The sequence below is a fragment of the Kitasatospora brasiliensis genome, from assembly GCF_032654805.1.
GTDB classification, from domain to species: domain Bacteria; phylum Actinomycetota; class Actinomycetes; order Streptomycetales; family Streptomycetaceae; genus Kitasatospora; species Kitasatospora brasiliensis.
In genome coordinates this window covers 938,972-961,629 of sequence record NZ_JAUOOW010000001.1, presented here as the reverse complement: position 1 = coordinate 961,629, position 22,658 = coordinate 938,972, and the positions used below count along the sequence as shown (strand labels likewise).

23 protein-coding genes are annotated in these 22,658 nt (G+C 73.4%); 7 read left to right on the top strand and 16 right to left on the bottom strand.

Annotated features, from left to right (window positions below):
* Position 1: 1 nt before the first annotated feature.
* The 6 genes from cysD to QWJ13_RS04375 all read right to left on the bottom strand — a co-directional run bounded on the left by cysD (position 2) and on the right by QWJ13_RS04375 (position 4,555).
* Positions 2-940, bottom strand: a complete 939-nt coding sequence (gene cysD, locus QWJ13_RS04400) for a sulfate adenylyltransferase subunit CysD (RefSeq protein ID WP_316520609.1) — start codon at positions 938-940, stop codon at positions 2-4.
* The gene (cysC, locus tag QWJ13_RS04395; protein WP_316521653.1) at positions 937-1,521 is read right to left on the bottom strand and encodes an adenylyl-sulfate kinase; all 585 of its coding nucleotides are present in this window, start codon (positions 1,519-1,521) and stop codon (positions 937-939) included. The genes cysD and cysC overlap by 4 nt, the downstream gene beginning before the upstream one ends.
* Positions 1,522-1,610: 89 nt before the next feature.
* A complete protein-coding gene (locus QWJ13_RS04390) occupies positions 1,611-2,312 on the bottom strand; it encodes a phosphoadenylyl-sulfate reductase (protein ID WP_316520608.1) in 702 nt (233 codons plus the stop codon).
* Positions 2,293-2,475, bottom strand: coding sequence for a hypothetical protein (locus tag QWJ13_RS04385; protein WP_316520607.1), 183 nt, complete (start codon positions 2,473-2,475; stop codon positions 2,293-2,295). Before QWJ13_RS04385 ends, QWJ13_RS04390 begins: the two co-directional genes overlap by 20 nt.
* A gap of 73 nt (positions 2,476-2,548) precedes the next feature.
* Complete coding sequence (locus QWJ13_RS04380) at positions 2,549-4,273, bottom strand: nitrite/sulfite reductase (protein ID WP_316520606.1); 1,725 nt, start codon at positions 4,271-4,273, stop codon at positions 2,549-2,551.
* Positions 4,274-4,471: 198 nt separating this feature from the next.
* A complete protein-coding gene (locus tag QWJ13_RS04375; protein ID WP_310593185.1) occupies positions 4,472-4,555 on the bottom strand; it encodes a putative leader peptide in 84 nt (27 codons plus the stop codon).
* Positions 4,556-4,849: 294 nt separating this feature from the next.
* Here QWJ13_RS04375 and QWJ13_RS04370 point away from each other — a divergent pair, with 294 nt between their 5' ends.
* Positions 4,850-6,187, top strand: a complete 1,338-nt coding sequence (locus tag QWJ13_RS04370; protein WP_316520605.1) for a YihY/virulence factor BrkB family protein — start codon at positions 4,850-4,852, stop codon at positions 6,185-6,187.
* Positions 6,188-6,273: 86 nt separating this feature from the next.
* Here the strand turns inward: QWJ13_RS04370 and QWJ13_RS04365 are convergent, their stop codons facing one another.
* Positions 6,274-7,860, bottom strand: coding sequence for an FtsW/RodA/SpoVE family cell cycle protein (locus tag QWJ13_RS04365; protein ID WP_316520604.1), 1,587 nt, complete (start codon positions 7,858-7,860; stop codon positions 6,274-6,276).
* Positions 7,861-8,136: 276 nt separating this feature from the next.
* Here QWJ13_RS04365 and QWJ13_RS04360 point away from each other — a divergent pair, with 276 nt between their 5' ends.
* Both QWJ13_RS04360 and rsgA read left to right on the top strand, forming a co-directional pair.
* Positions 8,137-9,186 (top strand): cytochrome c oxidase assembly protein, encoded by a 1,050-nt coding sequence (locus tag QWJ13_RS04360; RefSeq protein ID WP_316520603.1) that lies wholly within the window; start codon positions 8,137-8,139, stop codon positions 9,184-9,186.
* 363 nt (positions 9,187-9,549) lie between these two features.
* Entirely contained in the window at positions 9,550-10,674 is a 1,125-nt protein-coding gene (rsgA, locus tag QWJ13_RS04355; RefSeq protein WP_316520602.1) for a ribosome small subunit-dependent GTPase A, read from the top strand.
* 78 nt (positions 10,675-10,752) lie between these two features.
* Here the strand turns inward: rsgA and QWJ13_RS04350 are convergent, their stop codons facing one another.
* Positions 10,753-11,211: an ASCH domain-containing protein gene (locus tag QWJ13_RS04350; protein WP_316520601.1), complete on the bottom strand. Its 459-nt coding sequence runs from the start codon at positions 11,209-11,211 to the stop codon at positions 10,753-10,755.
* Between the two features lie 246 nt (positions 11,212-11,457).
* Here QWJ13_RS04350 and QWJ13_RS04345 point away from each other — a divergent pair, with 246 nt between their 5' ends.
* Positions 11,458-13,110, top strand: coding sequence for a DNA-3-methyladenine glycosylase 2 family protein (locus QWJ13_RS04345; RefSeq protein ID WP_316520600.1), 1,653 nt, complete (start codon positions 11,458-11,460; stop codon positions 13,108-13,110).
* On the top strand, positions 13,107-13,616 hold the full coding sequence (locus QWJ13_RS04340; RefSeq protein WP_316520599.1) for a methylated-DNA--[protein]-cysteine S-methyltransferase: 510 nt from the start codon (positions 13,107-13,109) through the stop codon (positions 13,614-13,616). Before QWJ13_RS04345 ends, QWJ13_RS04340 begins: the two co-directional genes overlap by 4 nt.
* Before the next feature lie 23 nt (positions 13,617-13,639).
* Here the strand turns inward: QWJ13_RS04340 and QWJ13_RS04335 are convergent, their stop codons facing one another.
* Together QWJ13_RS04335 and QWJ13_RS04330 are read right to left on the bottom strand one after the other, a co-directional pair.
* A complete protein-coding gene (locus QWJ13_RS04335) occupies positions 13,640-14,149 on the bottom strand; it encodes a GNAT family N-acetyltransferase (protein WP_316520598.1) in 510 nt (169 codons plus the stop codon).
* 41 nt (positions 14,150-14,190) lie between these two features.
* Positions 14,191-14,712: a MarR family winged helix-turn-helix transcriptional regulator gene (locus tag QWJ13_RS04330; protein ID WP_316520597.1), complete on the bottom strand. Its 522-nt coding sequence runs from the start codon at positions 14,710-14,712 to the stop codon at positions 14,191-14,193.
* 213 nt (positions 14,713-14,925) lie between these two features.
* Between QWJ13_RS04330 and QWJ13_RS04325 the strand changes: the two genes are divergently transcribed.
* Positions 14,926-16,377 (top strand): MFS transporter, encoded by a 1,452-nt coding sequence (locus QWJ13_RS04325; RefSeq protein ID WP_316520596.1) that lies wholly within the window; start codon positions 14,926-14,928, stop codon positions 16,375-16,377.
* Here the strand turns inward: QWJ13_RS04325 and pth are convergent.
* The 4 genes from pth to QWJ13_RS04305 form a co-directional block, all read right to left on the bottom strand.
* Positions 16,374-16,955, bottom strand: a complete 582-nt coding sequence (gene pth / locus QWJ13_RS04320) for an aminoacyl-tRNA hydrolase (protein ID WP_316520595.1) — start codon at positions 16,953-16,955, stop codon at positions 16,374-16,376. The genes QWJ13_RS04325 and pth overlap by 4 nt on opposite strands.
* 94 nt (positions 16,956-17,049) lie before the next feature.
* Positions 17,050-17,682 (bottom strand): DUF305 domain-containing protein, encoded by a 633-nt coding sequence (locus QWJ13_RS04315; protein ID WP_316521649.1) that lies wholly within the window; start codon positions 17,680-17,682, stop codon positions 17,050-17,052.
* A gap of 74 nt (positions 17,683-17,756) precedes the next feature.
* Positions 17,757-18,422: a thioredoxin-like domain-containing protein gene (locus QWJ13_RS04310; RefSeq protein WP_316520594.1), complete on the bottom strand. Its 666-nt coding sequence runs from the start codon at positions 18,420-18,422 to the stop codon at positions 17,757-17,759.
* Between the two features lie 103 nt (positions 18,423-18,525).
* Positions 18,526-19,083: a hypothetical protein gene (locus QWJ13_RS04305; RefSeq protein WP_316520593.1), complete on the bottom strand. Its 558-nt coding sequence runs from the start codon at positions 19,081-19,083 to the stop codon at positions 18,526-18,528.
* 318 nt (positions 19,084-19,401) lie between these two features.
* Here QWJ13_RS04305 and QWJ13_RS04300 point away from each other — a divergent pair, with 318 nt between their 5' ends.
* Positions 19,402-20,844 carry a protein phosphatase 2C domain-containing protein gene (locus tag QWJ13_RS04300; protein WP_316520591.1) on the top strand — a complete coding sequence of 481 codons (1,443 nt, stop codon included), beginning with the start codon at positions 19,402-19,404 and terminating at the stop codon, positions 20,842-20,844.
* 81 nt (positions 20,845-20,925) lie between these two features.
* Here QWJ13_RS04300 and QWJ13_RS04295 read toward each other — a convergent pair whose 3' ends face one another.
* Together QWJ13_RS04295 and QWJ13_RS04290 are read right to left on the bottom strand one after the other, a co-directional pair.
* Positions 20,926-21,525, bottom strand: a complete 600-nt coding sequence (locus tag QWJ13_RS04295; protein WP_316520590.1) for a TetR/AcrR family transcriptional regulator — start codon at positions 21,523-21,525, stop codon at positions 20,926-20,928.
* Between the two features lie 75 nt (positions 21,526-21,600).
* Positions 21,601-22,650: an agmatine deiminase family protein gene (locus QWJ13_RS04290; protein ID WP_432277422.1), complete on the bottom strand. Its 1,050-nt coding sequence runs from the start codon at positions 22,648-22,650 to the stop codon at positions 21,601-21,603.
* Positions 22,651-22,658 lie beyond the last annotated feature (8 nt).

Below are 22,658 nucleotides of genomic sequence, written 5' to 3'. Positions count from 1 at the left end.
GTTAGAAGTACCCCTCGCGCTTGCGGTCTTCCATGGCGGCCTCGGAGAGCTTGTCGTCGGCGCGGGTGGCGCCGCGCTCGGTGAGGCGGCTGGCGGCGATCTCGGCGATGACGGCCTCGATGGTGTCGGCGTCGGAGTCGACGGCGCCGGTGCAGGACATGTCGCCGACGGTGCGGTAGCGGATGAGCCGGCGCTGGACGGGCTCGTCGTCCTTGGGGCCGCCCCACTCGCCGGCCGTCAGCCACATGCCGGAGCGGGCGAACACCTCGCGCTCGTGGGCGTAATAGATCTCCGGCAGCTCGATGCCCTCGCGCTCGATGTACTGCCACACGTCCAGCTCGGTCCAGTTGGACAGCGGGAAGACGCGCACGTGCTCGCCGACCGCGTGCCGGCCGTTGTAGAGCGACCACAGTTCGGGGCGCTGGCGGCGCGGGTCCCAGGCGCCGAACTCGTCGCGCAGCGAGAAGACGCGCTCCTTGGCGCGGGCCTTCTCCTCGTCCCGGCGCCCGCCGCCGAACACCGCGTCGAAACGGTTCCGCTCGATGGCGTCCAGCAGCGGCACCGTCTGCAGCGGGTTGCGGGTGCCGTCCGGGCGCTCACGCAGCACGCCGCGGTCGATGAAGTCCTGGACGTGGGCGACGTGCAGGCGCAGGTGGTGCCGGGCCACGACGCGGTCGCGGTAGGCGATGACCTCGGGGAAGTTGTGCCCGGTGTCGACGTGCAGCAGGGAGAAGGGGATGGCGGCGGGCGCGAAGGCCTTGAGCGCCAGGTGCAGCATGACGATGGAGTCCTTGCCGCCGGAGAACAGGATCACCGGACGCTCGAACTCCCCCGCGACCTCGCGGAAGATGTGCACCGACTCGGCCTCCAGCGCGTCCAGGTGGGACAGCGCGTACGGCGTGTCGTCGGTGCGGACCGGGCTGTCGGTCGCGGTGGTCATGCCAGACCCCTCTCGGTCAGGAAGGCGTGCAGCTCGGCGGCGGAGTCGGCCACCTCGCGGCCCTGCGTCTGGAGGCGCAGCTCCGGGTGGACCGGCGCCTCGTACGGGTCGTCCACGCCGGTCAGGCCGGAGATCTCCCCGGCGGCCTGCTTCGCGTACAGGCCCTTGACGTCGCGTTCGGCGCACAGCTCGACCGGGGTCGCCACATGCACCTCCAGGAACTCCGTACCGTTCGCGGCGTGCCGCTCGCGCACCGCGGCGCGGGAGTCCGCGAACGGGGCGATCACCGGGGCCAGCACCTTGACGCCGTTGGCGGCCAGCTTCTCGGCGACGAAGCCGATCCGGGTGACGTTGGTGTGGCGGTCCTCGCGGGAGAAGCCGAGGCCCTTGGAGAGGAACTCGCGGATCTCGTCGCCGTCCAGGACCTCGACCCGGTGGCCCTCGGCGCGCAGCCGCCCGGCCAGCGCGAAGGCCAGCGTGGTCTTGCCCGCGCTGGGCAGCCCGGTCAGCCACACGGTGGCGCCGCGCTCGCAGGGGGCGGCCGCGCGGGCCGCCTCTGCGGCTGGGTCGGCGGCCGGGATGTGAGCTGTCACGGGTTTCTTCCTTACTCGAAAAGTTGGCGGCTTGGCTCGGGGCGGCCGGCTCGGGGCGACCGGTCAGCGGCGGCCGGTCAGAGGTGGATGCCGCACTCGGTCTTGCCGGAGCCGGACCAGCGCCCGGCGCGGGCGTCCTCGCCCTCGGCGGGCTTGCGGGTGCAGGACAGCGGGGAGCAGCCGATCGACGTGTAACCCTCCCACAGCAGTGGGTTGAGCAGCACACCGTGGGCGGCGACGTAGGCGTCCACGTCCTGCTGGGTCCACCGCGCGATCGGCGCGATCTTGACCTTGCGGCGCTTCGGGTCCCAGGACACCACCGGGGTGTTCGCCCGGCTCGGCGACTCGTCGCGGCGCAGCCCGGTCGCCCAGGCGTCGTAGCCGGCCAGACCCCGGTTCAGCGGCTCGACCTTGCGCAGCGCGCAGCACAGGTCCGGGTCGCGGTCGTGCAGGTTCGGCCCGTGCTCGGCGTCCTGCTCGGCGACGGTCTTCAGCGGGGTGAGCGTGATGACGTTGACCGGCATGGTCGCGGCCACCGCGTCCCGGGTCCCGATGGTCTCCGGGAAGTGGTAGCCGGTGTCCAGGAACACCACGTCCACCCCCGGGAGCACCGAGGACGCCAGGTGCGCCACCACCGCGTCCTCCATCGAGGAGGTGACGCAGAACCGCTCGCCGAAGGTGTCGGCGGCCCAGCGGAGGACCTCCTGCGCGGAGGCCTCCTCCAACTCGCGGCCGGCCGTGCGCGCGATCGACTCGTAGTCAGTCGCGGTGCTGCTCATGTGACGTACCCCCGTGGACGGTCGGTGACAGCAGGCCGAGGAACTTCAACTGGAAGGCGCGGCGGCAGCCGTGGCACTCCCAGGCGCCGTGCCCGGCCTCGGAGGGGCGCAGGTCCTCGTCCCCGCAGTACGGGCAGAAGAACGGTGCGGCTCGTTCACTCATCGCCCACCTCGCCGCGCTCGGCGTTCACTTCGTGAACAACGCCCTGCTCGATCGGTTCCCTCGCCGCGCTCGGTCACGACAGCTGCTCCTCGCTCGCCCGGGCCGCCCACTGGGCGAAGCGCTCGCCCTCGGCGCGATCGGCCTGGTAGCGGGTCAGCACTCGCTCGACGTAGTCGGGCAGGCCCGCGCTGGTGACCTTGAGGCCGCGGACCTTGCGGCCGAAGCCGGCCTCCAGGCCGAGCGCGCCGCCGAGGTGCACCTGGTAGCCCTCGACCTGGTCGCCGTGCTCGTCGGTGACCAGCTGGCCCTTGAGGCCGATGTCGGCGACCTGGATGCGGGCGCAGGCGTTCGGGCAGCCGTTGATGTTGATGGTCAGCGGCTCGGCGAAGTCCGGCAGGCGCTGCTCCAGCTCGTCGATGAGCGTGCGGCCGCGCTCCTTGGTCTCGACGATGGCGAGCTTGCAGTACTCGATGCCGGTGCAGGCCATGGTGCCGCGGCGGAACGGCGAGGGGTCGACCCGCAGGTCCAGCGCCTCCAGGCCGGCCACCACCGAGTCGACGTGCTCCTCGGCGACGTCGAGGATGAGCATCTTCTGCTCGGTGGTGGTGCGCACCCGGTTGCTGCCGTGGGCCTCGGCGAGGTCGGCGATCCGGCCGAGCAGCTTGCCGTCGACCCGGCCGACGCGCGGGGCGAAGCCGATGTAGTAGTTGCCGTCCTTCTGCCGGTGGACGCCGATGTGGTCGCGCCAGCGGGCGGTGGGCTCGGCGGGGGCGGGGCCGTCGGCCAGTTCGCGGCCGAGGTACTCCTCCTCCAGCACCTGGCGGAACTTCGCCACGCCCCAGTCGGCGACCAGGAACTTCAGCCGGGCGCGGTTGCGCAGGCGCCGGTAGCCGTAGTCGCGGAAGATGCCGATGACGCCGCCGAAGACGTCCGCCACCTCCTCCAGCGGGACCCACGCGCCCAGCCGCACGCCCAGCTTGGGGTTGGTGGACAGGCCGCCGCCGACCCACAGGTCGAAGCCGGGGCCGTGCTCGGGGTGGACCACGCCGACGAAGGAGACGTCGTTGATCTCGTGGGCGACGTCCAGCTGCGGGGAGCCGGAGATCGCGGCCTTGAACTTGCGCGGCAGGTTGGAGAAGTCCTTGTTGCCGATGAAGCGGCGCTGGATCTCCTCGATGGCGGGGGTGCCGTCGATGATCTCGTCCTCGGCGACGCCGGCCACCGGGGAGCCGAGGATGGCGCGCGGGGTGTCGCCGCAGGCCTCGGTGGTGGACAGGCCGACGGCCTCCAGCTTCTGCCAGATCGCCGGGACGTCCTCGATCCGGATCCAGTGGTGCTGGATGTTCTGGCGGTCCGTCAAGTCTGCGGTGCCGCGGGCGTACTGCTCGGAGACTTCGGAGATCGCGCGCAGCTGGGGGACGGTCAGCCGGCCGCCGTCGATGCGCACCCGGAGCATGAAGAACTCGGCGTCCAGCTCGTGCGGGTCCAGGATCGCGGTCTTGCCGCCGTCGATGCCCTCCTTGCGCTGGGTGTAGAGGCCCCACCAGCGCATCCGGCCGCGCAGGTCGGAGGGGTCGATCGAGTCGAAGCCCCGCTGCGCGTAGATCGTCTCAATACGTGTCCGCACATTGAGACCGTCGTCGTCCTTCTTGAACTGCTCGTTGGCGTTCAGTGGGGTGTAGTGGCCCATGCCCCACTGGCCCTCGCCGCGGTGGCGGGTCGCCTTGCGGGCCGCCGCGGGGCGGTGCTCGGCGGCGCGGTCGGCCGGGGGCTCGACGGTCTCGGGGGAGGTGGCCATGGTGAAGTCCTTCTGGGCGGATGGCGCTGGCGCCGGAGGGATCGCGGGGCGTGCTCGGCCGTGCGGTGCTGCTCTGACCTGCGGATTCTCAAGGCCTGACGGGCAGTGACCGGGGCGGGGAGGGCGCCTGCGCATCCACGGCGGCGGGGATGGCGGGGAGGTCGGCGCCGGATGCGGGAGTGCGGCGGAGACGGGAGCTCAGGTCACCGGACAGATGGCGCTGGACACGCGAAGGAGATCGACGTGGAGTCGACCAACCAGGGTGGTTCCGGCGCTAGGCATGGCAAGAGATTCGCACGGCGCGGGACTCGCGGTCCACTAACATCCGGATAATGGACGCTGACGTATCGTCATGCGAGACGATCGGAGGTTCCCGCCGCTCCCCGCCAGGGCGCCCGGCCACGCGCCCCCCACCCGGGGAGATCAACCGCGCGGCCCCGGCCCGATACGGTTGGCCCTGTGCAAGCAGCAGGCGATACGAGCAGACCGAACGCCGAGCGACCCTCCCGACGGAGGGGCAAGGGCTCCCGGCGCGCGGCCAGACAGGCCACCTGGCACCGTACGGCGTGGGACCTGGTGAAGGACACCACCAACACCTGCGTCGAGTACCGGGTCACCGGCCTCGCCGCGGAGGCGGCCTTCTTCACCCTGCTGTCGATCCCACCGCTGCTGCTCGGCCTGGCCGGCACCATCGGCTACCTCGACCAGTTCATCGACTCGACCACCATCGAACAGCTCAAGCGCGACATCGTCTCGGCCTCCGGGACGGCGCTGTCGGACTCCTCCGTCAACGACGTCGTGGTCCCGCTGCTCAACCAGGTGTTCGACACCGCCCGGCCCGACCTCATCTCGATCGGCTTCCTGCTGTCCCTGTGGTCCGGCTCCAGGGCGCTCTACATCTTCATCGACACCATCACCGTCATGTACGGGCTCGACGGCAAGCGGGGCATCGTCAAGACCCGGCTGATGTCGCTCGGCCTCTACTTCGGCGCCCTGGTGATCGGCTCGCTGGTGCTGCCACTGCTGATGGCCGGGCCGGGGCTGGTGGAGAACGCCGTGCCCGGCATCGCCGGACTGGCCGGAGCCGCCTACTGGCCGGTCGCGATCGTGCTGCTGATCGTCTCGCTGACCACCCTCTACCACCTGGCCGTCCCGGTCTCGACCCCGTGGCGCGAGGACATCCCCGGTGCCCTGGTCGCCCTGGTGGTGCTGGTCTTCTGCAGCGTCGGCCTGCGGCTCTACCTGGTCAGCTCGATCGAGGGCCGGGCCGGCGAGGGCCCCTCGGTGTACGGCTCGCTCGCGGCGCCGGTGGCCGTACTGCTGTGGATCTTCGTGGTGGCGCTCGCGGTCCTCATCGGCGCCGCGATGAACGCCGCGATAGACCGCCGCTGGCCCACCCTGGAGACCGCCGACGCGCGGGCCGAGAACGAGCGCGCCCAGGAGGAGGCCGCCGTCGCGGTGGTCCGCGAGGTCGCCGCCCGGCGGGCCGTCGAACGGGCCCGGCGCGCCCGCGAACTCGGGCTCGCGGAGGGCGTCGAGGAGGAGTGGGGCGAGGACGAGGGCGACGACGTCGACGTGCCCTCCGAGTACCCGGAGCGGTGGGCCGACGTGCTGGCCGCCGACAACGTGCGCGGGCGGCTCACCGCCCGGGGCGGGCCGCACCACCGGCCGGCGCCGCCGCCGCCGGACAGCGACCGGCCTTCGGGGCCGCCCTCGGGGCCTTCTGGGCCGCCGGGTTCGCGGCCCGGGCCGCCGTCGGGGCCGCAGCCGTCGGGGCCGCAGCCGTCGGGGCCGCAGCCGTTGGGACCGCCGCCTGGACCGCCGCCTGGACCGCCGCCGGTGGGGCCGCCCGGGCAGCAGCAGGCATCGGGGTACCCGCCGCGGCCGCCCCGGCCGCCGTGGGAGCAGCGGTAGTCCCGAGCGGACGGCAGGAAACGGACAGGGCCTCTCCCGCGGGTGCGGGGGAGGCCCTGTGGCGTTTCGTGGCGGAGGCTCCGGTCTCAGGTGGTGGCCTGGTTCGGGGGATAGCCGTACCCGGGGCGCGGCTCGGTCGGGGCCGTCGGGTCCGTGGCGGCCGGGGTCGGTGCCGGTGTCGACGGGCCGTACGGGCCGTACGGGCCGGACAGTGTCGGACCGTTCGGCGACGGTTCGACGGATGCGATCGGCTCGACCGGGCGGGCCTGGACCGGGAGCGGCTCGGGGTCGGGCCGGGCCGGATCCAGGGCGGTGCGCCCGGAGGAGTCGCTCAGCTTGATCAGCAGCGCCACCATCAGCCAGTTCGCCAGCAGCGACGAACCGCCGGCCGCCAGGAACGGCAGCGCCTTGCCGGTCAGCGGGACCAGCCCGCTCACCCCGCCGACCACCACGAACACCTGGAGCGCCAGCGCCGCCGACAGTCCGGTGGCCAGCAGCTTGCCGAACGGGTCGGTCAGGCCGATCGCGGTGCGCAGCCCGCGCTGGATCAGCAGCACGTAGACCAGCAGGATCGCGGTCACCCCGGCCAGGCCCAGCTCCTCGCCGATGGTGGTGAAGATGAAGTCGCTGCGCCCGGCGAAGCCGATCAGCCAGGGCCGGCCCGAGCCCAGGCCGGTCCCGGTCAGGTGCCCGGTGCCGAGGCTGAACAGCGCCTCGGCGGGCTGCTCGGAGATCGCCTGGTCGTGCACCGGCTTGTAGTAGTCGAGCGGGTGCAGCCAGGCCTCGACCCGGCCGTGCACGTGCGGCTCCACGGTGCCGACCACCGCCGCGCCGCCGACCGCCATCAACAGCCCGAGCACCACCCAGCTGGTGCGCTCGGTCGCCACGTACAGCATCACGATGAAGAGGCCGAAGAAGATCAGCGAGGTGCCCAGGTCGCGCTCGAAGATCAGCACCAGCAGGCTGACCGCCCAGATCGCCAGCACCGGACCGGCGTGCCGGCCGCGCGGCAGGGTCATCCCCCAGACCTTGCGCCCGGCCAGCGCCAGCGCGTCCCGGTGGGCCATCAGATAGCCCGCGAAGAAGATCGTGATCGCGACCTTCACGAACTCGTCCGGCTCGAAGGAGGGCAGACCCGGGAGCTTGATCCACCGCTTGGCGCCGAAGCTGTCGGTCGGCGAGAAGATCGGCGCGGTCAGCAGGATCAGCGCGCCCGCCATCATCAGGTAGACGTACCGCTGGAAGAAGCGATGGTGCTTGATCAGCACGATCAGCGCGAGGGCCGCCGCCACCGAGATGAACACCCACATCAGCTGGGAGGGCGCGGCCGGGAGCTTCTGGTAGTCGCCCTTGGCGGCGTGCGCGAGCTTGTAGCTGAAGTCCAGCCGGTCCAGCAGCACCAGCCCGAAGCCCGTCAGGAAGACGCCCAACGGCAGGATCAGCGGATCCGCGTACGGGGCGAACCGGCGCACCGCCAGATGGGCCGCCCCGGCCAGCGCGCCCAGCGACAGGCCGTGCACCAGCAGGCCGGGCGGCAGCTTTCCGGTCAGCGCCAGAGCGGCGTCGATGTGTCCTGCCAGACAGACGGCCACCGCGAAGGCCAGCAGGCCCAGTTCGATGTTGCGGTGGCGCGTCGCCAGCCGGCGGCCCTCGCCGCGTGCAGTGCTTCGCACCTCGTGTCATCCCCTTGTCGACCACGGCGGGGTCTCGCCGCCGGTGCATCCTTCCAGACGTTTGTGTCTTCCGACGCGGTTGCGAGAGGAAGGGGACGAGGGCAGAACTTTGCCTGGGCAAAGGTTTGTTGGGCTTAGGTAAAGCGTTGTTCAGGTCCGGGTATAGAGGCGGGGCCCGGGTGCGGCGGGGCGGTCGCGCGGGGACATCATGGCCGGGCGCCGGGGTGACCCGGCTTCCGGTTTTCGGCTTCTGGAACGAGCGGGGTGAGCGGGCGGATGGGCGTAGCGGCGGACGGCACGGGCGGGCCGGCTTCGGTGCTCGCGTACGGCGGGCCGCCGCCGTGGCACTGGTCCGACCTGGCGACCTCGTGGACGGCCGAACCGCTGGTCCTCGCGCTCTCGGTGCTGCTCGCCGCCTGGTACCTGGCGGCGGTGCGCCGCGTCGACCGGGCGGGCACCGGCGGGGCGTCGGGCGGCGAGTCCTCCGGCGGGGGGCGCTGGCAGCCGACCCGGACCGCCGCCTTCCTCGGCGGGCTGCTGCTGTGGATCTGGTGCACCTGCTCCGGCCTCGGCGTGTACGAGCGGATCCTGTTCACCGACCGGGCGGTGCAGGTGGTGCTGCTGCTGATGGTCGTCCCGCTGCTGCTCGCGCTCGGCGCGCCGGTCTCGCTGCTCGTCCAGGCGGCGCCGGAGCCCCGGCGGGAGCGCATCCTGCGGGCGCTGCGCAGCCGCCCGTCCAAGGTGCTGATGTTCCCGGCGGTCTCCACCGCGCTGCTGATGGCGCCGCCATGGCTGCTCTACTTCACGCCCTGGTACGAGTGGTCGGTGTCCAGCGGGCTCGGGAACGTGGTGCTGCACCTGGCGCTTGTCCTGCTGGGCCTCGCGTACTTCTGGCCGCGGCTCCAGCTCGACCCGGTCGGGCACGAGTACCCGCACCTGGTCGGGCTGTTCATCACCTTCGCCGAGGTGATCTTCGACGCGGGGCTCGGGATCGTCCTGATCTACGGCGGGCACCTGGTCGCCGAGCACTACTACGTGGCGCTCGGACGGCCGTGGGGGCCGAGCCTGGCGCAGGACCAGACCTGGGGCGGCAACGCGTTCTGGGTGCTGGGGGACCTGGTCGGGCTGCCGTTCCTGGCCGCGCTGGTGCGGCGGATGGTGGTGCAGGGGCGGGAGGAGAACAGGGCGGTGGACGCCGAACTGGACGCCCGCTTCGAGGCGGCGGCCGCGCAGGCGCGGGCGGCGGGGCGGCCGGAGGAGGAAGAGGGCGGGATGCGGCCGTGGTGGCTGGACGACCCGAACCTCAAGCACCGGTACGGGGGCTGAATCCCCTGGCTTTCGGCGGGGTTTGGGCAGGGGCATTCGGTGGGCAAATATTGCTCCGCTGCGGTCCTGCTGCGGCCATGCTGCGGTCCTGCTGCGGCCACGCTGTGGACCGCTGAACCGCATTTCCGCAGGTCAAAAATAGGTTGGCCGCCATGGCCTGGTCCGCTAGCGTGTGACACGTCCGGATCGGAGGCCAGTGGGCCGCCCGAGGAGTAGAGAGCAGGAGGTGAGCCCCGTGACCGTTGTCGCCCCGATAGCTGCCCAGGGCAGCACTCGCGTTCACCTCCTCTTCCCGGCCGCCGGCTGAGCCCTTCGCGCCAGCCGTAGCCCGCCGGGACCAGTTCCTCCCGAAGGGCCACTGCGTTGTCCAACGCTGCCTCCGTTCCGTCGTTCTCCTCTTCCTCCTCCTCCGCTGACGACTCCGCGCTGACCGGCTACGGCTGGACGGCCGAGCTCGCGGAGCTGTTCACCCCGTTCGGCGAGGCCGGGCTGCTCCCGGCCCGGATCGTCCGGGTCGACCGCGGCCAGTGTGACGCCGTGATCGCCGATCCGCAGACGGGTGAGCCGCGCACCGTCCGGTTCGACACCAGGCCGGTGGGCGACGCCGACATGATCAACTGCCCGTGCACCGGCGACTGGGCGGCCGTGGACCTCCACGCCCAGCCGATGGCCTCCGTCGCCGCGCTGCTGCCGCGCTCCACCGCGATCATCCGCAAGGTGGCCGGCAAGCGCTCCGACGGCCAGGTGCTGGCCGCCAACGTCGACACCGTGCTGATCGCCTCCTCCCTCGCGCTCGACCCCGACCTCGGCCGGATCGAGCGCTTCCTCGCCCTGGCCTGGGAGTCCGGCGCCGAACCGCTGGTCGTCCTCACCAAGGCCGACCTGGTCGACGACGCCGACTTCATCCGCTCCGACGTCGAGGGCGTCGCCCCCGGCGTCCCGGTGCTCGTGGTCAGCGCCGAGACGGGCGAGGGCATGGACGTGCTGCGCGCCTGCACCCCCGGCACCACCGCGGTGATCGGCCAGTCCGGCGTCGGCAAGTCCACGCTCACCAACGCGCTGGCCGGGGTCGACGCGATGACCATCCAGGAGGCCCGCTCGGTCGACCAGAAGGGCCGCCACACCACGACCACCCGCGAGCTGATCCCGCTTCCCGGCGGGGGCGTGCTGATCGACACCCCCGGGCTGCGCGAGGTCGGTCTCTACGGTGGCGAGGGTGTGGACCTGGCCTTCGCGGACATAGCCGAGCTGGCCGAGGAGTGCCGCTTCCACGATTGCGGCCACCACACCGAGCCCGGCTGCGCGGTGCGGGAGGCGCTGGCCGACGGCACCCTGCCGCAGCGCCGGATGGACAGCTACCTCAAGCTCCAGCGCGAGAACGACTGGATCGCCTCGCGCACGGACGCCCGGGTGGCCAAGGCGCGGCTGAAGAAGTGGAAGACGATCACCAAGTCGATGCGAGCCGCGGGAGGTCCGGTGAAGCGCTGACCTGCGGCCAGGCCGACCGCCGTCGACCGACACCGACCGCCGTCGACCGACACCGACCGCCGCTGGGCCCCGCCCGGCTCAGCGGAGGTCGGCCACCAGGCGGAAGCGCTGCAGCACCAGCTCAGTGGTGTCGTCCACGGTGAAACCCGGGTCATCGAGGGCGGCGAGCAGCTCCGGGCTGCGCCAGAACCGCTCGTGCGCAGCCCGCCATTCGGCCACGCTGGTGCATCCCTCGCCCTCGTCCAGGGCGTGCTGGAGGTCGACGTCCGCGAGCGGGACGACCCGGACGTCCGTGGTCTCGATCACGGCGACCCTGCGGCCGTCCGAATCGAGGACGGTGGCCCGCTCACCGGCCAGCGGCAGGGGCTCGTCCTCGTGCTCGTAGTCGGCGACCAGGCCGGTGGTGCTGGTCTTGGAGCCGTCGAGGATGGCGGTGACCAGCTGGTCCCGCAGCGGGCCGGGGAACGCGAACTCGGCCGGAGGCAGGGCGGCGACGCGCGGGTCGTCCGAGCCGGTGTAGGACTGCTGCTCGTTCATCCGGCGAGGGTAGCGGCGGGTCGGGCGGGCGTGCCTGCGAATTTCGGGCGGCGGAGTTCGGATGGCGGGCGGGCGGCGGGCGGTGCCCTGGTGATGGGTGCCCGTGAATGGCTGCCCGGTGGGCGGTGGCGGGTGGCGCTTCGTGGGGCGATGGCTCATGGGGCGAGGCGGGTGGTGGGTGGTGGTGGCGGAGGGTGGGTGGGGGGAGGGGGGAGGGGAGGGCCCCTAAAGGAGCGATCAACAGCAATGTCCGATTCCCGCCAGTCACCCCCCACTCATTGCCGCAAACTGGACAACGTGATCGACGACGACATCCGGTACCGAGCCGTGGACAGCCGCGACGCCCGCTTCGACGGGGTCTTCTTCATGGCGGTCACCTCCACCGGCATCTACTGCCGCCCGAGCTGCCCGGCCGTGACCCCCAAGAGGGTCAACTGCGTCTTCTACCCCAGCGCCGCGGCCGCCCAGGGGGCCGGCTTCCGCGCCTGCCGCCGCTGCCGCCCCGACTCCGTGCCGGGCTCGCCCGAGTGGAACCACCGCGCCGACCTGGTCGGCCGGGCGATGCGGCTGATCGGCGACGGCGTGGTGGACCGCGAGGGCGTCGCCGGCCTGGCCGGCCGCCTCGGCTACAGCTCCCGGCAGCTGCAACGCCAGCTGACCGCCGAGCTCGGCGCCGGCCCGATCGCGCTGGCCCGCGCCCGCCGTGCGCAGACCGCCCGCCTGCTCCTCCAGACCACCGAACTGCCCGTCACCGAGATCGCGTTCGCGGCCGGCTTCGCGTCCGTCCGCCAGTTCAACGACACCGTGCGCGAGGTCTACGACCGCACCCCGAGCGGCCTGCGCGCCGAGGTCGCGACCGGCCACCGCACCGCCGCCGACCCCCGCTCCGCCGCCGGCCCCCGCACCGCCACCGCCGCCGGCCCCGGCTCCGCGACCCCGACCCCGGCCGGCGGCCTCACCCTGCGCCTCGCCTACCGCGGCGCGCTCGACAGCGACCACCTGATCGACTTCCTCGCCCTGCGCGCCGTCCCCGGCGTGGAGGAGGTCGTCCCCGGCACGCGCGCCGGGGTGCGAACCTACCGGCGCACCCTCGCGCTCCCGTACGGCCACGGCATCGCCGAGGTCGACGGCCTGGCGCCGCGCGAGCCGACCACCCGCGGCTGGCTCGACTGCCGGCTGCTGCTCACCGACCTGCGCGATCTGCCGACCGCCGTCCAGCGCCTGCGCATCCTCTTCGACCTGGACGCCGACCCGCTGGCGGTCGACGAGCAGCTCGGTGCCGACCCGCTGCTCGGCCCGCTGGTCCGCGAGCGCCCCGGCCTGCGCTCGCCCAGCCACGTGGACCCGCACGAGCTGGCCGTCCGCGCCGTGCTCGGCCAGCAGATCAGCGTCGGCGCCGCCCGTACCCTGGCGGGACGGCTCGCCGAGAGGTACGGCACCGCGCTGCCCGAGCCCAGCGGTGGCCTGCGCCTGCTCTTCCCGACCGCGGCGGCCCTGGCCACCGCCGACCCGGAGGACTTCGCGATGCCCGCCGCCCGCCGCCGCGCGCTCACCGGCCTGTGCGCCGCGCTGGCCGAGGGCGTGGTCCGCCTCGACAGCGGGGTGGACCGGGAGGAGGCCGCCGCCCGGTTGTTGGACCTGCCCGGCATCGGCCCCTGGACGGTCGGATACCTGCGGATGCGGGCCCTCGCCGACCCCGACGTCTTCCTCCCGAGCGACGTGGGCGTCAAGCACGGCCTGCTCCGTCTCGGCGCCCCCGGCGACCCGAAGTCCGCCGCCCGCGCCGCCGAGGCCTGGGCCCCGTGGCGCTCCTACGCCGTCCACCGGCTGTGGGCCGGCCCCGCGAGCACCACCCCGACGACCACCGGCAGCACCCGAACGGAGAACGACCGATCATGAGCACCACCGTCTACACCACCATGGAGAGCCCCCTCGGACGGCTGCTGCTCAGCGGGGTGCTGCCCGAGGACGGCGGGCCGGCCGCGCTGGCCACCGTCACCGCGCCCGGCCAGAAGTACGCGCTGGCCGAGCCCGCCGACGACTGGATCCCCGACCCGGAGGCGCTCGCCGAGCCGGTGGCCCAGCTGACCGACTACTTCGCCGGCAAGCGCACCGACTTCGACCTTCCGCTCGCGCCCGAGGGCACCGAGTTCCGCCGCAGGATCTGGGCCGCGCTGGACGAGATCCCGTACGGCACGACCGTCACCTACGGCGAACTCGCCGAGCTGGCCGGGCAGGAGCCGCGCATGGTCCGGGCGGTCGGCGGCGCGGTGGGCGCCAACCCGCTGCTGATCGTGCGCCCCTGCCACCGGGTGCTCGGCGCCGGCGGCGCGCTCACCGGCTTCGCGGCCGGAGTGGAGCGCAAGCGCTGGCTCCTGGACCTGGAGGGCGGCGCCCTGTTCTGACCGTGCCGGGCCTGATGGGCCGCTCAACCCCGCAGGTCCACCCGCCAGTTGTTGCTGCGCATGAACCGCCCGGGCGGGAACTCGAAGTCCGTTTCGCCGAGCAGCGTGAACCCGGCCTTCGCGCAGACCGCGTTGGAGGCGGGGTTGTCCACCGAGGGGAAGGCGTGCAGGTAGCGGTGCGCGGCCTCGCGGCGGGCGGCCGCGACCGCCGCGCGGGTGGCGGCGACGGCGATGCCCCGGCCCTGGTGGCCGGGCAGCACGTTCCACCCCATCTCGTGGACGGTCCGGCCCTCCCAGGTCCGGGTGCCGTAGCCGACCGTTCCGACCGCCTCGCCCTCGGGCAGCAGCACGATCCGGTACATGCAGCCGAGCCCGGACGGGACGAAGTCCAGGTAGCGCCGGTGCCGTACGAGCAGCTGCTCCTCGCTCTCCGGTCCGCCGACGTGCTTCTTCATCTCCGGTGTGTTGACCAGGCGCAGCAGCGCCAGGTCGTCGTCCGTCCAGGGCTCGATCCGTACGTCCGGGGTGGTCATACCGGGACGGTAGCGCCGGGCGGACCCCGGTCACCAGCGGTTTAGGCCGGGACGTCGTTCCCGGCGCCCGGCTGGGCGAGGGCGCGGGCGAGCCGCTCCAGCGCCGGCAGGGCGTCGACGACTGCCGAGCGGTCGGCGGGGGCGAGGGTGTCGAACGCGGCGGCTATCCGCCGCTCGTGGGCGTGCTGCCAGTCGTCCAGCTGTCGGCGCCCGGCCGGGGTGAGGGCGATCCGGGCGGTGCGGCGGTCGCCGGGGTCGGCCTGGCGGTCGACGAACCCGGCTTCGAGGAGCTTTCCGACCAGTCCGCTGACGGTGTTGGGCGCGAGCCGCTGCCGCGCGGCCAGCTCGCCGACCCGCAGCGGTGCGGCGGCCAGCGTCTGGAGGAGCTCGACCTGCGCCATCGGCAGGGACTCCCACGGGTAGTCGGTGCGGATGCTGCTGCGCAGCGCGCGGCGCAGCCGGGTGACGGTGTCGGTCAGCCGCCGGGCGTGCTCGACCGCCGGGTCGACCGCCGGGTCGGGGCTTCCGCTGGCGGGGTCGGGAACGTGTGGTGACGACGGCATGGCGGACAGCGTATCTCCTGGTACGGGGTGGTTCGGCGGCCGGTTCGGGCTCCGGCCCGCGGCCCGTTGCGGCGCTGTTGCGGCCGCGTGACGAAGCCGTCGGGGGCTTTGTCACGGGCGTTCCGTCCGGCACCGTCCGCCCCGTGGGACGCATCCTGTCGGAGAGCGATCTGCTCGCAGAAAGAACATATCTGCATCCGATATATTCGGAGCATGAACGCCACCGCTCTGGCCTCGCGGCTGCTCACCGAGCGGCCTCGGCCCCGAGGCATCGCCGGCTGGCCCCACGCCCACTGGCTGGCCGTCGGCACGGTCTGCCTCGGCGCCTTCCTCGGCCAGCTCGACGCCAGCGTCATCGCCCTGGTCTTCCCCGCCCTCGGCCGGCACTTCGACGCGAGCTTCGCCGCCGTCGAGTGGGTCGCCCTCGCCTACCTGCTGGTCCTGGTCGCGCTGCTGGCGCCGATCGGCTGGCTGTCCGACCTGGTCGGCCGCAAGACGATGTACATCGGCGGCTTCGCGGTCTTCGGCCTCTCCTCGCTCGGCGCCGGGTTCGCCGGCAGCCTCTGGGCGCTGGTCGGCTGCCGCGCCGTCCAGGCGGTCGGTGCCGCGATGATGCAGGCCAACAGCGTCGCCCTGGTCGCGCGCGGCGTCCCGGCACGCGCGATGCGGCGCGCGCTCGGCATCCAGGCCTCCGCCCAGGGCCTCGGCCTGGCGCTCGGGCCCAGCCTCGGCGGGCTGCTGGTGGAACACGCCTCGTGGCGCTGGGTGTTCTGGGTCAACGTGCCGATCGCGGTGTTCGGCGTCCTGGCCGGCTGGTACCTGCTGCCCCGCACCCGCACGGCGAGTGGTCCGGTCGTCGTACCGGCGCCCCGCAGGCGAGTCCCGGCTCCAGCCGCGACCCGCTTCGACCTGCCCGGCATGCTGCTGCTCACCGGCGCGACCACCGCGCTGCTGCTCGCCCTGTCCACCGCCTCCGGCCTGCCCCTGCCCGGCTGGGCGGTGGCCGTCCTGCTGCTCGCCGCAGCCGCCCTGGCCCTGGCCCTGGTGCGCCAGGAGCGGCGGGCCGCCCGGCCGATCCTGGCGCCCGGACTGGTCAACACCCCGGGCGTGCGCTCCGGCCTGCTGGTCGCCCTGATCGGCTACCTGCTGCTGTTCTGCCCGCTGGTGCTGGGCCCGGTGCTGTTCGCCGGCGCGGGCGTCTCGACGGCCCGTGCGGGCCTGCTGGTCACCCTGCTGCCCGCCGCGTTCGCCTTCGCCGCGACGGTCGGCGGCGGGCTGCTGCCCCGCGGCTGTTCGGACGTGACGATGTGCCGCTTCGGCGCACTGCTCGCGGCCGCCGGACTGCTGCTGTTCGCCCTGCTGCCGGCCACGGGCGCGGCGGCGGCCCCGCTGCTGATCGCCGGCTACGGGCTGGGCCTGCTGCTGCCCGCCAACAACGCGCTGGTGATGCGGGCGATACCGGCGCAGTGTTCGGCGGTCGGCGGCGGCATGGTCAACATGGCGCGCAGCCTCGGCACGGCGCTCGGCATGGCGCTGTCCGTCCTCGGTGTCCATCTGGCGGGCGCCGCGTCCGGTGGGCGGACGGTGCTCGTCGTCCTCGCCGCCGTCGCGGCCGCGGCAGCGCTGCTCACCCGGCCGGTCCGGGGTCTACGTGGGCAGCCCTAGGCCGGGGCGTTCAGGGCGTCCTGGGCCCGGTTGAGGCCGCGCCGTACCAGCGTCTCAAGGGCGTCCGCGCAGCGGTCCAACTCGCCTGGCATCGCGGCCAGTTCATCCTCCGGGAACTTCTTCAGCACGAAGTCCCCGACGCTCTGGCCCTTCGGCGGCCGGCCGATGCCGAACCGCAGCCGGACGAAGTCCCGGGTGCCGAGCACCTCGCCCACCGAGCGCACCCCGTTGTGGCCGCCCGGGCCGCCGCCGCGCTTGAGCCGGGCGGCACCGAACGCGAAGTCCAGGTCGTCCTGCACCACCACCAGCCGCTCGACCGGGACGCCGTGGCGGCGCAGCAGCCCGGCCACCGGGCGTCCGGACAGATTGATGGACCACAGCGGCTTGGCCAGCAGCACCCGGTGGCCGTCGATGCCGATCTCGGCGACCAGGGTGGCGATGCCGCGTCGGCGGAACCGGGCGCCGTGCCGTTCGGCCAGCCGGTCCACGGCCAGGAAGCCCGCGTTGTGCCGGGTCAGCCGGAACCACGGGCCGGGGTTGCCCAGTCCGGCGATCAGCCAGGGGGCGTCGGGGGTCATGCGGGTTCTCCGGAAAGCGTGGGGACGGCCGGGGCGGTACGGGACCGCCCCGGCCGTCCGGGGAAGTGCGCGGATCGTGCCGTCGTGGGGCCGCTCAGGAGGCGGGCACACCAGGGGCGGCGCCGCGCTCCTTGAGCATGTCGGTCATCAGCTGGAGCTCGGAGGTCTGGGCGACCACCATCGACTGCGCCAGCCGCTTCTCCGTCTCGTTCTTGGCCATGTCGACGTAGCCCTGAGCCATCTCCACCCCGCCCTTGTGGTGCTCGATCATCAGCTGGAGGTAGTACACCTCGGCGTCCCGCCCGCTGAGCGTGCGCAGCTTCGCGATCTGGGTGTTGGTGGCCATGCCGGGCATCAGCGAACCGTCGTGGGCCTGGTACTCGTGGCCCATCCTCATCCACGCCATCGGCGCGGCGGCCGCGTGCTGGGACAGTCCCCACTGGTCCAGCCAGCCCATCATCATCCCGCGCTGATTGGCCTGGGTGTTGATGATGTCGAAGGCCAGGGTGCGGGTCGGCTCGTCGCCGGTGCGGTCCCGGACCACGAACGACAGGTCCACCGCCTGCTGGTGGTGGGTCGCCATGTCGCGGGCGAAGCCGGCCTCGGGCGAGTCGTCCGCCGGGACGGACAGCGTGGGCGAGCCGGACGCCGAGGTCCCGCCCGCGACGAGGGCCGGCACCCCGAGGGCCAGCGCCACGGCGGCGGCCAGCGCGGCCGGCCACCACATGCGCCGGCGGCGCGGCGAGCCGGCCTCCTCCGCGTCCGGCACCGCGCCCTCGTCGGGGAGGCCCGCGTCGGCGGTCACATCTGCCCCATGGTGCAGGAGGCACCCGGCTCCTGGGTCTGCTTGCCCTGGACGTACTTGGTGAAGAACTCCTCCACCCGGGGATCGGTGGCGCTGTCCACGATCAGCTGGGTGCTCCAGGCGTTCAGGGTGATGGTGCCCGGCTCGTCCGGGTACGGGCTCATCATCGAGTACGGGGTCTTCTTGACCTTGTCGGAGAGGATCTTGAGGTCGTCCGGGGTGGCCTTGCTGTTGTACGTCACCCAGACCGCGCCGTGCTCCAGCGAGTGGACGGCGTGCTCGTTCTCCAGCGGCTGGTCGTAGACGTGGGCCATGCAGTCCGACCAGATCGCGTTGTGGTCGCCGCCGACCGGCGGGGTCATCGGGTAGCTGACCTTGTCCTTGACGTGGTTGCGGCTCAGGTCGCCGAAGGTCTTCACACCCGGGATGTCCGCGTTGGCGGCGACCTCCTTGTCCTTCTTCTTCTGGTTCTGGTCCATGACGATCCAGGTGCCGGTGGCGATCGCGCCGATCACCAGCACACCGGCCGCCACCGAGGCGACGATCTTGTTGCGGCGGTCGCGGCGCTGCTCGACGGCGCGCAGCTCGGCGATCCGGGCGCGACGGTCGAGGCCGGCCTGCTTGCCGCCGGGCTTGTTCGACTGCTTGGAAGCGGAACTCATGGTGGGGTCGTCCTTGTCCCCGCCGCACCGGTCGGTGGCGGCGGTCAGCTGGAATGAGCGGAAGGGCGGAGCCGTCGGTGGGCATGCCGACGGGCGGTCCCGCTCAGGACCGGTGGACTTGGAGTTCGTGCAGGTCGGGAACCGGATGCGAGCCGTCCAGCAGACCGGCGGGCACCACCCGGGGCGGCGCCTCGGGCGCGGCCTGGGTGAGCGGTGACACGGCGGGCTGCGGCTGCGGCGGCGGGTTCGGCAGCTGGGCGTCCTGCGGGCAGTACGGGTAGCTGGAGCAGCCGTTGTTGCGCGGCGGCTGGCCGTCGGCGGTGCAGAGGATCCAGTGCCCCTGCTCCTCGGCCGTCCGGTGGTGGTCCGAGGCCCTCGCGGAGCCGGTGGCCCTCGCCGAGCCGGTGACCTTCGCGGCGTGGCCGGTACGGGTGGTCTGCCCGGTGGCGACCTGGACGCGGACCACGCTGACGACGGTGACGGCGCTCGCCTGGCCCTGGGCCGGCGCCGGATGACCGGGACCGTCCGCCGCCTTCGCCGGGCCCGCGCAGGGCAGCAGCGTCAGCAACGTGACCAGCAGCAGGACCAACAGCCCACCCGCCGGGCGGCCCGCCCACGCGGCCCTCCCCGGCCGGGACAAGCTGGGGGCCGACGCGGTCATGCGCACATTTAATCAGCCGAACGAGTGATTGCGATGCCCCCCATCGGCCCCCATTTTCGGCGGCCCGCCGACCCGGATGACCAGGAAACGCCCTGCTCCGGACACATCCGGCAAGCGCGGACGGAACGGAAGTGGACGAACCGGTGACGTACCCGGCGCGGGCCGGCGAAGCGGCTGGTGAGCGCGGTGGCCGGGATGTTCCGGTGGGTGACCGGTTGTCGTCGAAACCCGGACAGGGGCGTCGCAGGTGGAGAACAATGTCGCCCAGCCCGGCCCGCCCGGGGGCGGCGCGACCACGGAACCACCAGGAGCCGCCAGATGAGCAAGCAGGGTGCACCCGCACAGCCGCACCGGCCGGACGACGGCTGGTGGGACGCCGTCTACGACGGTCCGACGGGCACCCTCCCCGACACCCCGCACGCCGACCCGGGGGACGGCAGCGTGGACGACTGGTTCGACACGGCGGTCGGGCTCATCGGGCAGCAGCGATCGGCGGAGCCGGAGATGCCTACGGCTCCGGAGGCGGCGGAGGCGGCGTCGGCTTCGGATGGCGGGGACAGCATCGACGACTGGTTCGACACCGCGATCGGCGTGATCTCCCCGGAGCGGGAGCGGGAGCGGGAGCCGGAGCCGGAGGCCGAGCCCGAGGCCGTACCGGTCTCGCTGGAGAAGCCCGCTCCGGAGCCCGCCCCCGAACCCGAGCCTGTCGTCGAACCCGAGCCCGAGCCCGAGCCCGAGCCCGAACTCGTTGTCGCCGAGGAGCCCGAGCCCGTCCACACCCCGGAACCCGACCCCGAGCCGGCGCCCCCGACCGTCCCCGACCCCCGGCTGGCCATCCGCGCACCGCTCGCCGACGGCGGCGCCGCCGTCCCGCACGTCGGCGAACGCCCGCCGACCTACGGTCCCGAGCCGACGGCCGTACCCGAGGCGGACCCGGACACCCTGAGCGCCCTCGTCCCCGACACCGTGCTGGAGGGCGCGCAGTACGGTCCGTCGGTGCTGCGCGCCGCCTCCGTCCGGGGCGACTCCGCGCGCTACCGGGGCGAGCCGCGCCGCGACGCCCTGCTGGTCACCCGGTTCGGTGACGGCCCGGACGGGCTGCTGCTCGCCGTCCTCGGCGGCCTGGACCGTACGGGCGGCGCCGAGGACGAGGCGGTCACCCCGGAGGCGGTCGCGGCGGCCACCGGGGAGGCCTGCCACCAGCTCGCCACCGCGATCGGGCGCAGCCGGGCGGGCCTGGCCGCCGACCTGCGCGACGGCGCCCGCGACCGGCTCCGCTACGGCCTCCAGCGCCTGGCCACCGGCGCGGCCGCCCCGCTGCGTGCCCTGGCGCTCCGGGAGGAGGGGGACGACAGCCCGTCCCCGGCCTCGCTGCACTGCCTGCTGGTGTCGCTGGACCCGGAGGCCGGCTACCGCGCGGCCTTCGGCGTCGGCCCGGGCGGGCTCTACCTGCTGCGCTCCGGCCACTGGATCGACGCCTACGCCGCCCGCCTGCTGCACCACCCGGACGGCCGGCCGCCGACCCCCGGCCCGCGCCCGTTCCGCTTCCGGCTCGTCCCCGCGACACCGGGCGACATCCTCCTCCTCTGCGCCCCCGGCCTCGCCCGCCCCATCGCCGACGAACCCGCCGTCGCCCACTTCCTCTCCACCCACTGGGCCCACCCCCACCCCCCGGGCACCGTCGACTTCCTCCGCCAAGTCCAGGTCCGCGCCAAGGGCTACGCCGACGACCGCACCGCCGCCGCCATCTGGACCGAGTGACCCTCACCCGACAGACGAGCGCGGACCTCAACCCACCGCCCCGCACAGGAAGTCGGCCCAGCCGACTTTCCCTGCGCGGGGTCAGGTGCGGAGCAGGATGGTGGTGACGGCGGTGGCCTGGGTGAGGGCGGCGGGGCGGTGGGTGTCGGGGAGGCCGATGGCGATGGGGACGGAGAGGCCGTCGAGGAGGGCGCGGATCTGCATCGCGCGGTCGGCGGCGGGGCCCGGGGTGAAGTGGCCGGTGACGGTGCCCTGTTCGATGAGGGTGACCAGGTCGGCTTGCCAGGGCGCCTCGATCTCCTGCTGGCCCTGGCGGATCTCGGCGCTCGCGGGGGAGCGGCCCCACACCTCGACCCAGAGGATCCAGCGCGGGTCGCCCGCCCCTTCCGGTAGGTAGAGGCGCAGGTAGGCGTCGAGGCGCTGCCAGGGGTCGAGGGCGGGGTCGGTGAGGGTTTCGCGGCGGCGGGCGCCGAGTTGGTCCTCGCTCCAGCGGAGGGTTTCCAGCAGTAGCTGGTCCTTGCTGCCGAAGTAGTAGAGGAGGTGTCCGGCGCTCATCTGGAGCTGCTTGCCGAGCCCGGCCATGGTGAGTTTGGCGAGCCCGTGTTCGGCGATCGCGGCCCGGGCGGTGGCGAAGACCTCCTCGCGGGGGCGGGCCGGCCGGCGCGGGCGGGGGTCGGCCATGGGGGATCTCCTCGGTGGGCGGGGGCTCGGAAGGCTACCCGGGTGGGCGCGCGCGGCGCCCACCCGGGTGGGGCGTCAGAGCGCCTTGGGCTGCTGCTGGGTGATGCAGTGGATGCCGCCGCCGTTGGCGAAGATCTCGCGGGCGTCGACGAGTTCGACGGTGCGGCCGGGGTAGGCCTTGGCGAGGATGTCGGCGGCTTCCCGGTCGCGCGGGTCGTCGAAGGCGCAGAGGACGACGGCGCCGTTGGCCACGTAGTGGTTGATGTAGGAGTAGTCGACCGGCTCGCCGTCCTCGTCCAGCAGGACGGTGGGGGCGGGCAGTTCGATGACCTCCAGCGGTCGGCCCTGGGCGTCGGTGGAGGCGCGCAGGACGGCGACGAGGTCGCGGCAGACCTCGTGGTCGGGGTGCGCCGGGTCGGGCTGGACGTGGGCGACCACGACGCCCGGGCGGACGAAGGAGGCGACGATGTCGATGTGCCCGCGGGTGCCGAACTCGTCGTAGTCGCGGGTGAGTCCGCGCGGCAGCCAGATCGCCTTGGTGGTGCCGAGGTGGGCGTGCAGTTCGGCCTCGACCTCCTCCTTGGACCAGTTCTCGTTGCGTCCTTCGCCGAGCTGGACGGTCTCGGTGACCAGCACCGTGCCCTCGCCGTCGACGTGGATGCCGCCGCCCTCGTTGATCAGCCGGGAGGCGAAGCGCTGGACCCCGGTCAGCTCGCTGATGTGCTCGGCGATGTGCTGGTCCTTGTCCCAGCGGGCCCAGGACTGCGCGCCCCAGCCGTTGAAGATCCAGTCGGCGGCGGCCAGCGAGCCCTTGCCGTCGATCAGGAAGGACGGGCCGATGTCGCGCATCCAGGCGTCGTTCAGCGGGCGTTCGACGATCTCGACCCGCTCGGAGACGTACGTCCGGGCCTGCTCCGTCTCACCGGTGTTGACGATCAGCGTCACCGGCTCGTACCGGACGATGGTGTCGGCGACGGCGGCCCAGGCCTGGCGGGCGGCGTGCAGCTGCCCGGGGCCGTCGAAGGTGGGGTTGGCGGTGGGGAAGGCCATCCAGGTGCGGTCGTGCGGGTGCCACTCGGCGGGCATCCGGTAGCCGAGGGCGGCGGGGGTGGCGTTGGTCATCATCGAGTCCC

Bases quoted from the DNA above. Each gene is read 5' to 3' on its own strand.
- QWJ13_RS04295 (WP_316520590.1), bottom strand. From the start codon at position 21,525: ATGGCCGACCCCCGCCCGCGCCGGCCGGCCCGCCCCCGCGAGGAGGTC.
- QWJ13_RS04305 (WP_316520593.1), bottom strand. From the start codon at position 19,083: ATGACCGCGTCGGCCCCCAGCTTGTCCCGGCCGGGGAGGGCCGCGTGG.
- pth (WP_316520595.1), bottom strand. From the start codon at position 16,955: ATGACCCCCGACGCCCCCTGGCTGATCGCCGGACTGGGCAACCCCGGC.
- QWJ13_RS04375 (WP_310593185.1), bottom strand. From the start codon at position 4,555: ATGCCTAGCGCCGGAACCACCCTGGTTGGTCGACTCCACGTCGATCTC.
- QWJ13_RS04290 (WP_432277422.1), bottom strand. From the start codon at position 22,650: ATGATGACCAACGCCACCCCCGCCGCCCTCGGCTACCGGATGCCCGCC.
- QWJ13_RS04350 (WP_316520601.1), bottom strand. From the start codon at position 11,211: ATGAACGAGCAGCAGTCCTACACCGGCTCGGACGACCCGCGCGTCGCC.
- QWJ13_RS04330 (WP_316520597.1), bottom strand. From the start codon at position 14,712: ATGCCGTCGTCACCACACGTTCCCGACCCCGCCAGCGGAAGCCCCGAC.
- cysD (WP_316520609.1), bottom strand. From the start codon at position 940: ATGACCACCGCGACCGACAGCCCGGTCCGCACCGACGACACGCCGTAC.
- QWJ13_RS04310 (WP_316520594.1), bottom strand. From the start codon at position 18,422: ATGAGTTCCGCTTCCAAGCAGTCGAACAAGCCCGGCGGCAAGCAGGCC.
- QWJ13_RS04315 (WP_316521649.1), bottom strand. From the start codon at position 17,682: ATGTGGTGGCCGGCCGCGCTGGCCGCCGCCGTGGCGCTGGCCCTCGGG.
- QWJ13_RS04325 (WP_316520596.1), top strand. From the start codon at position 14,926: ATGAACGCCACCGCTCTGGCCTCGCGGCTGCTCACCGAGCGGCCTCGG.
- QWJ13_RS04390 (WP_316520608.1), bottom strand. From the start codon at position 2,312: ATGAGCAGCACCGCGACTGACTACGAGTCGATCGCGCGCACGGCCGGC.
- QWJ13_RS04300 (WP_316520591.1), top strand. From the start codon at position 19,402: ATGAGCAAGCAGGGTGCACCCGCACAGCCGCACCGGCCGGACGACGGC.
- QWJ13_RS04385 (WP_316520607.1), bottom strand. From the start codon at position 2,475: ATGAGTGAACGAGCCGCACCGTTCTTCTGCCCGTACTGCGGGGACGAG.
- QWJ13_RS04340 (WP_316520599.1), top strand. From the start codon at position 13,107: ATGAGCACCACCGTCTACACCACCATGGAGAGCCCCCTCGGACGGCTG.
- QWJ13_RS04345 (WP_316520600.1), top strand. From the start codon at position 11,458: ATGTCCGATTCCCGCCAGTCACCCCCCACTCATTGCCGCAAACTGGAC.
- QWJ13_RS04380 (WP_316520606.1), bottom strand. From the start codon at position 4,273: ATGGCCACCTCCCCCGAGACCGTCGAGCCCCCGGCCGACCGCGCCGCC.
- QWJ13_RS04360 (WP_316520603.1), top strand. From the start codon at position 8,137: ATGGGCGTAGCGGCGGACGGCACGGGCGGGCCGGCTTCGGTGCTCGCG.
- QWJ13_RS04335 (WP_316520598.1), bottom strand. From the start codon at position 14,149: ATGACCACCCCGGACGTACGGATCGAGCCCTGGACGGACGACGACCTG.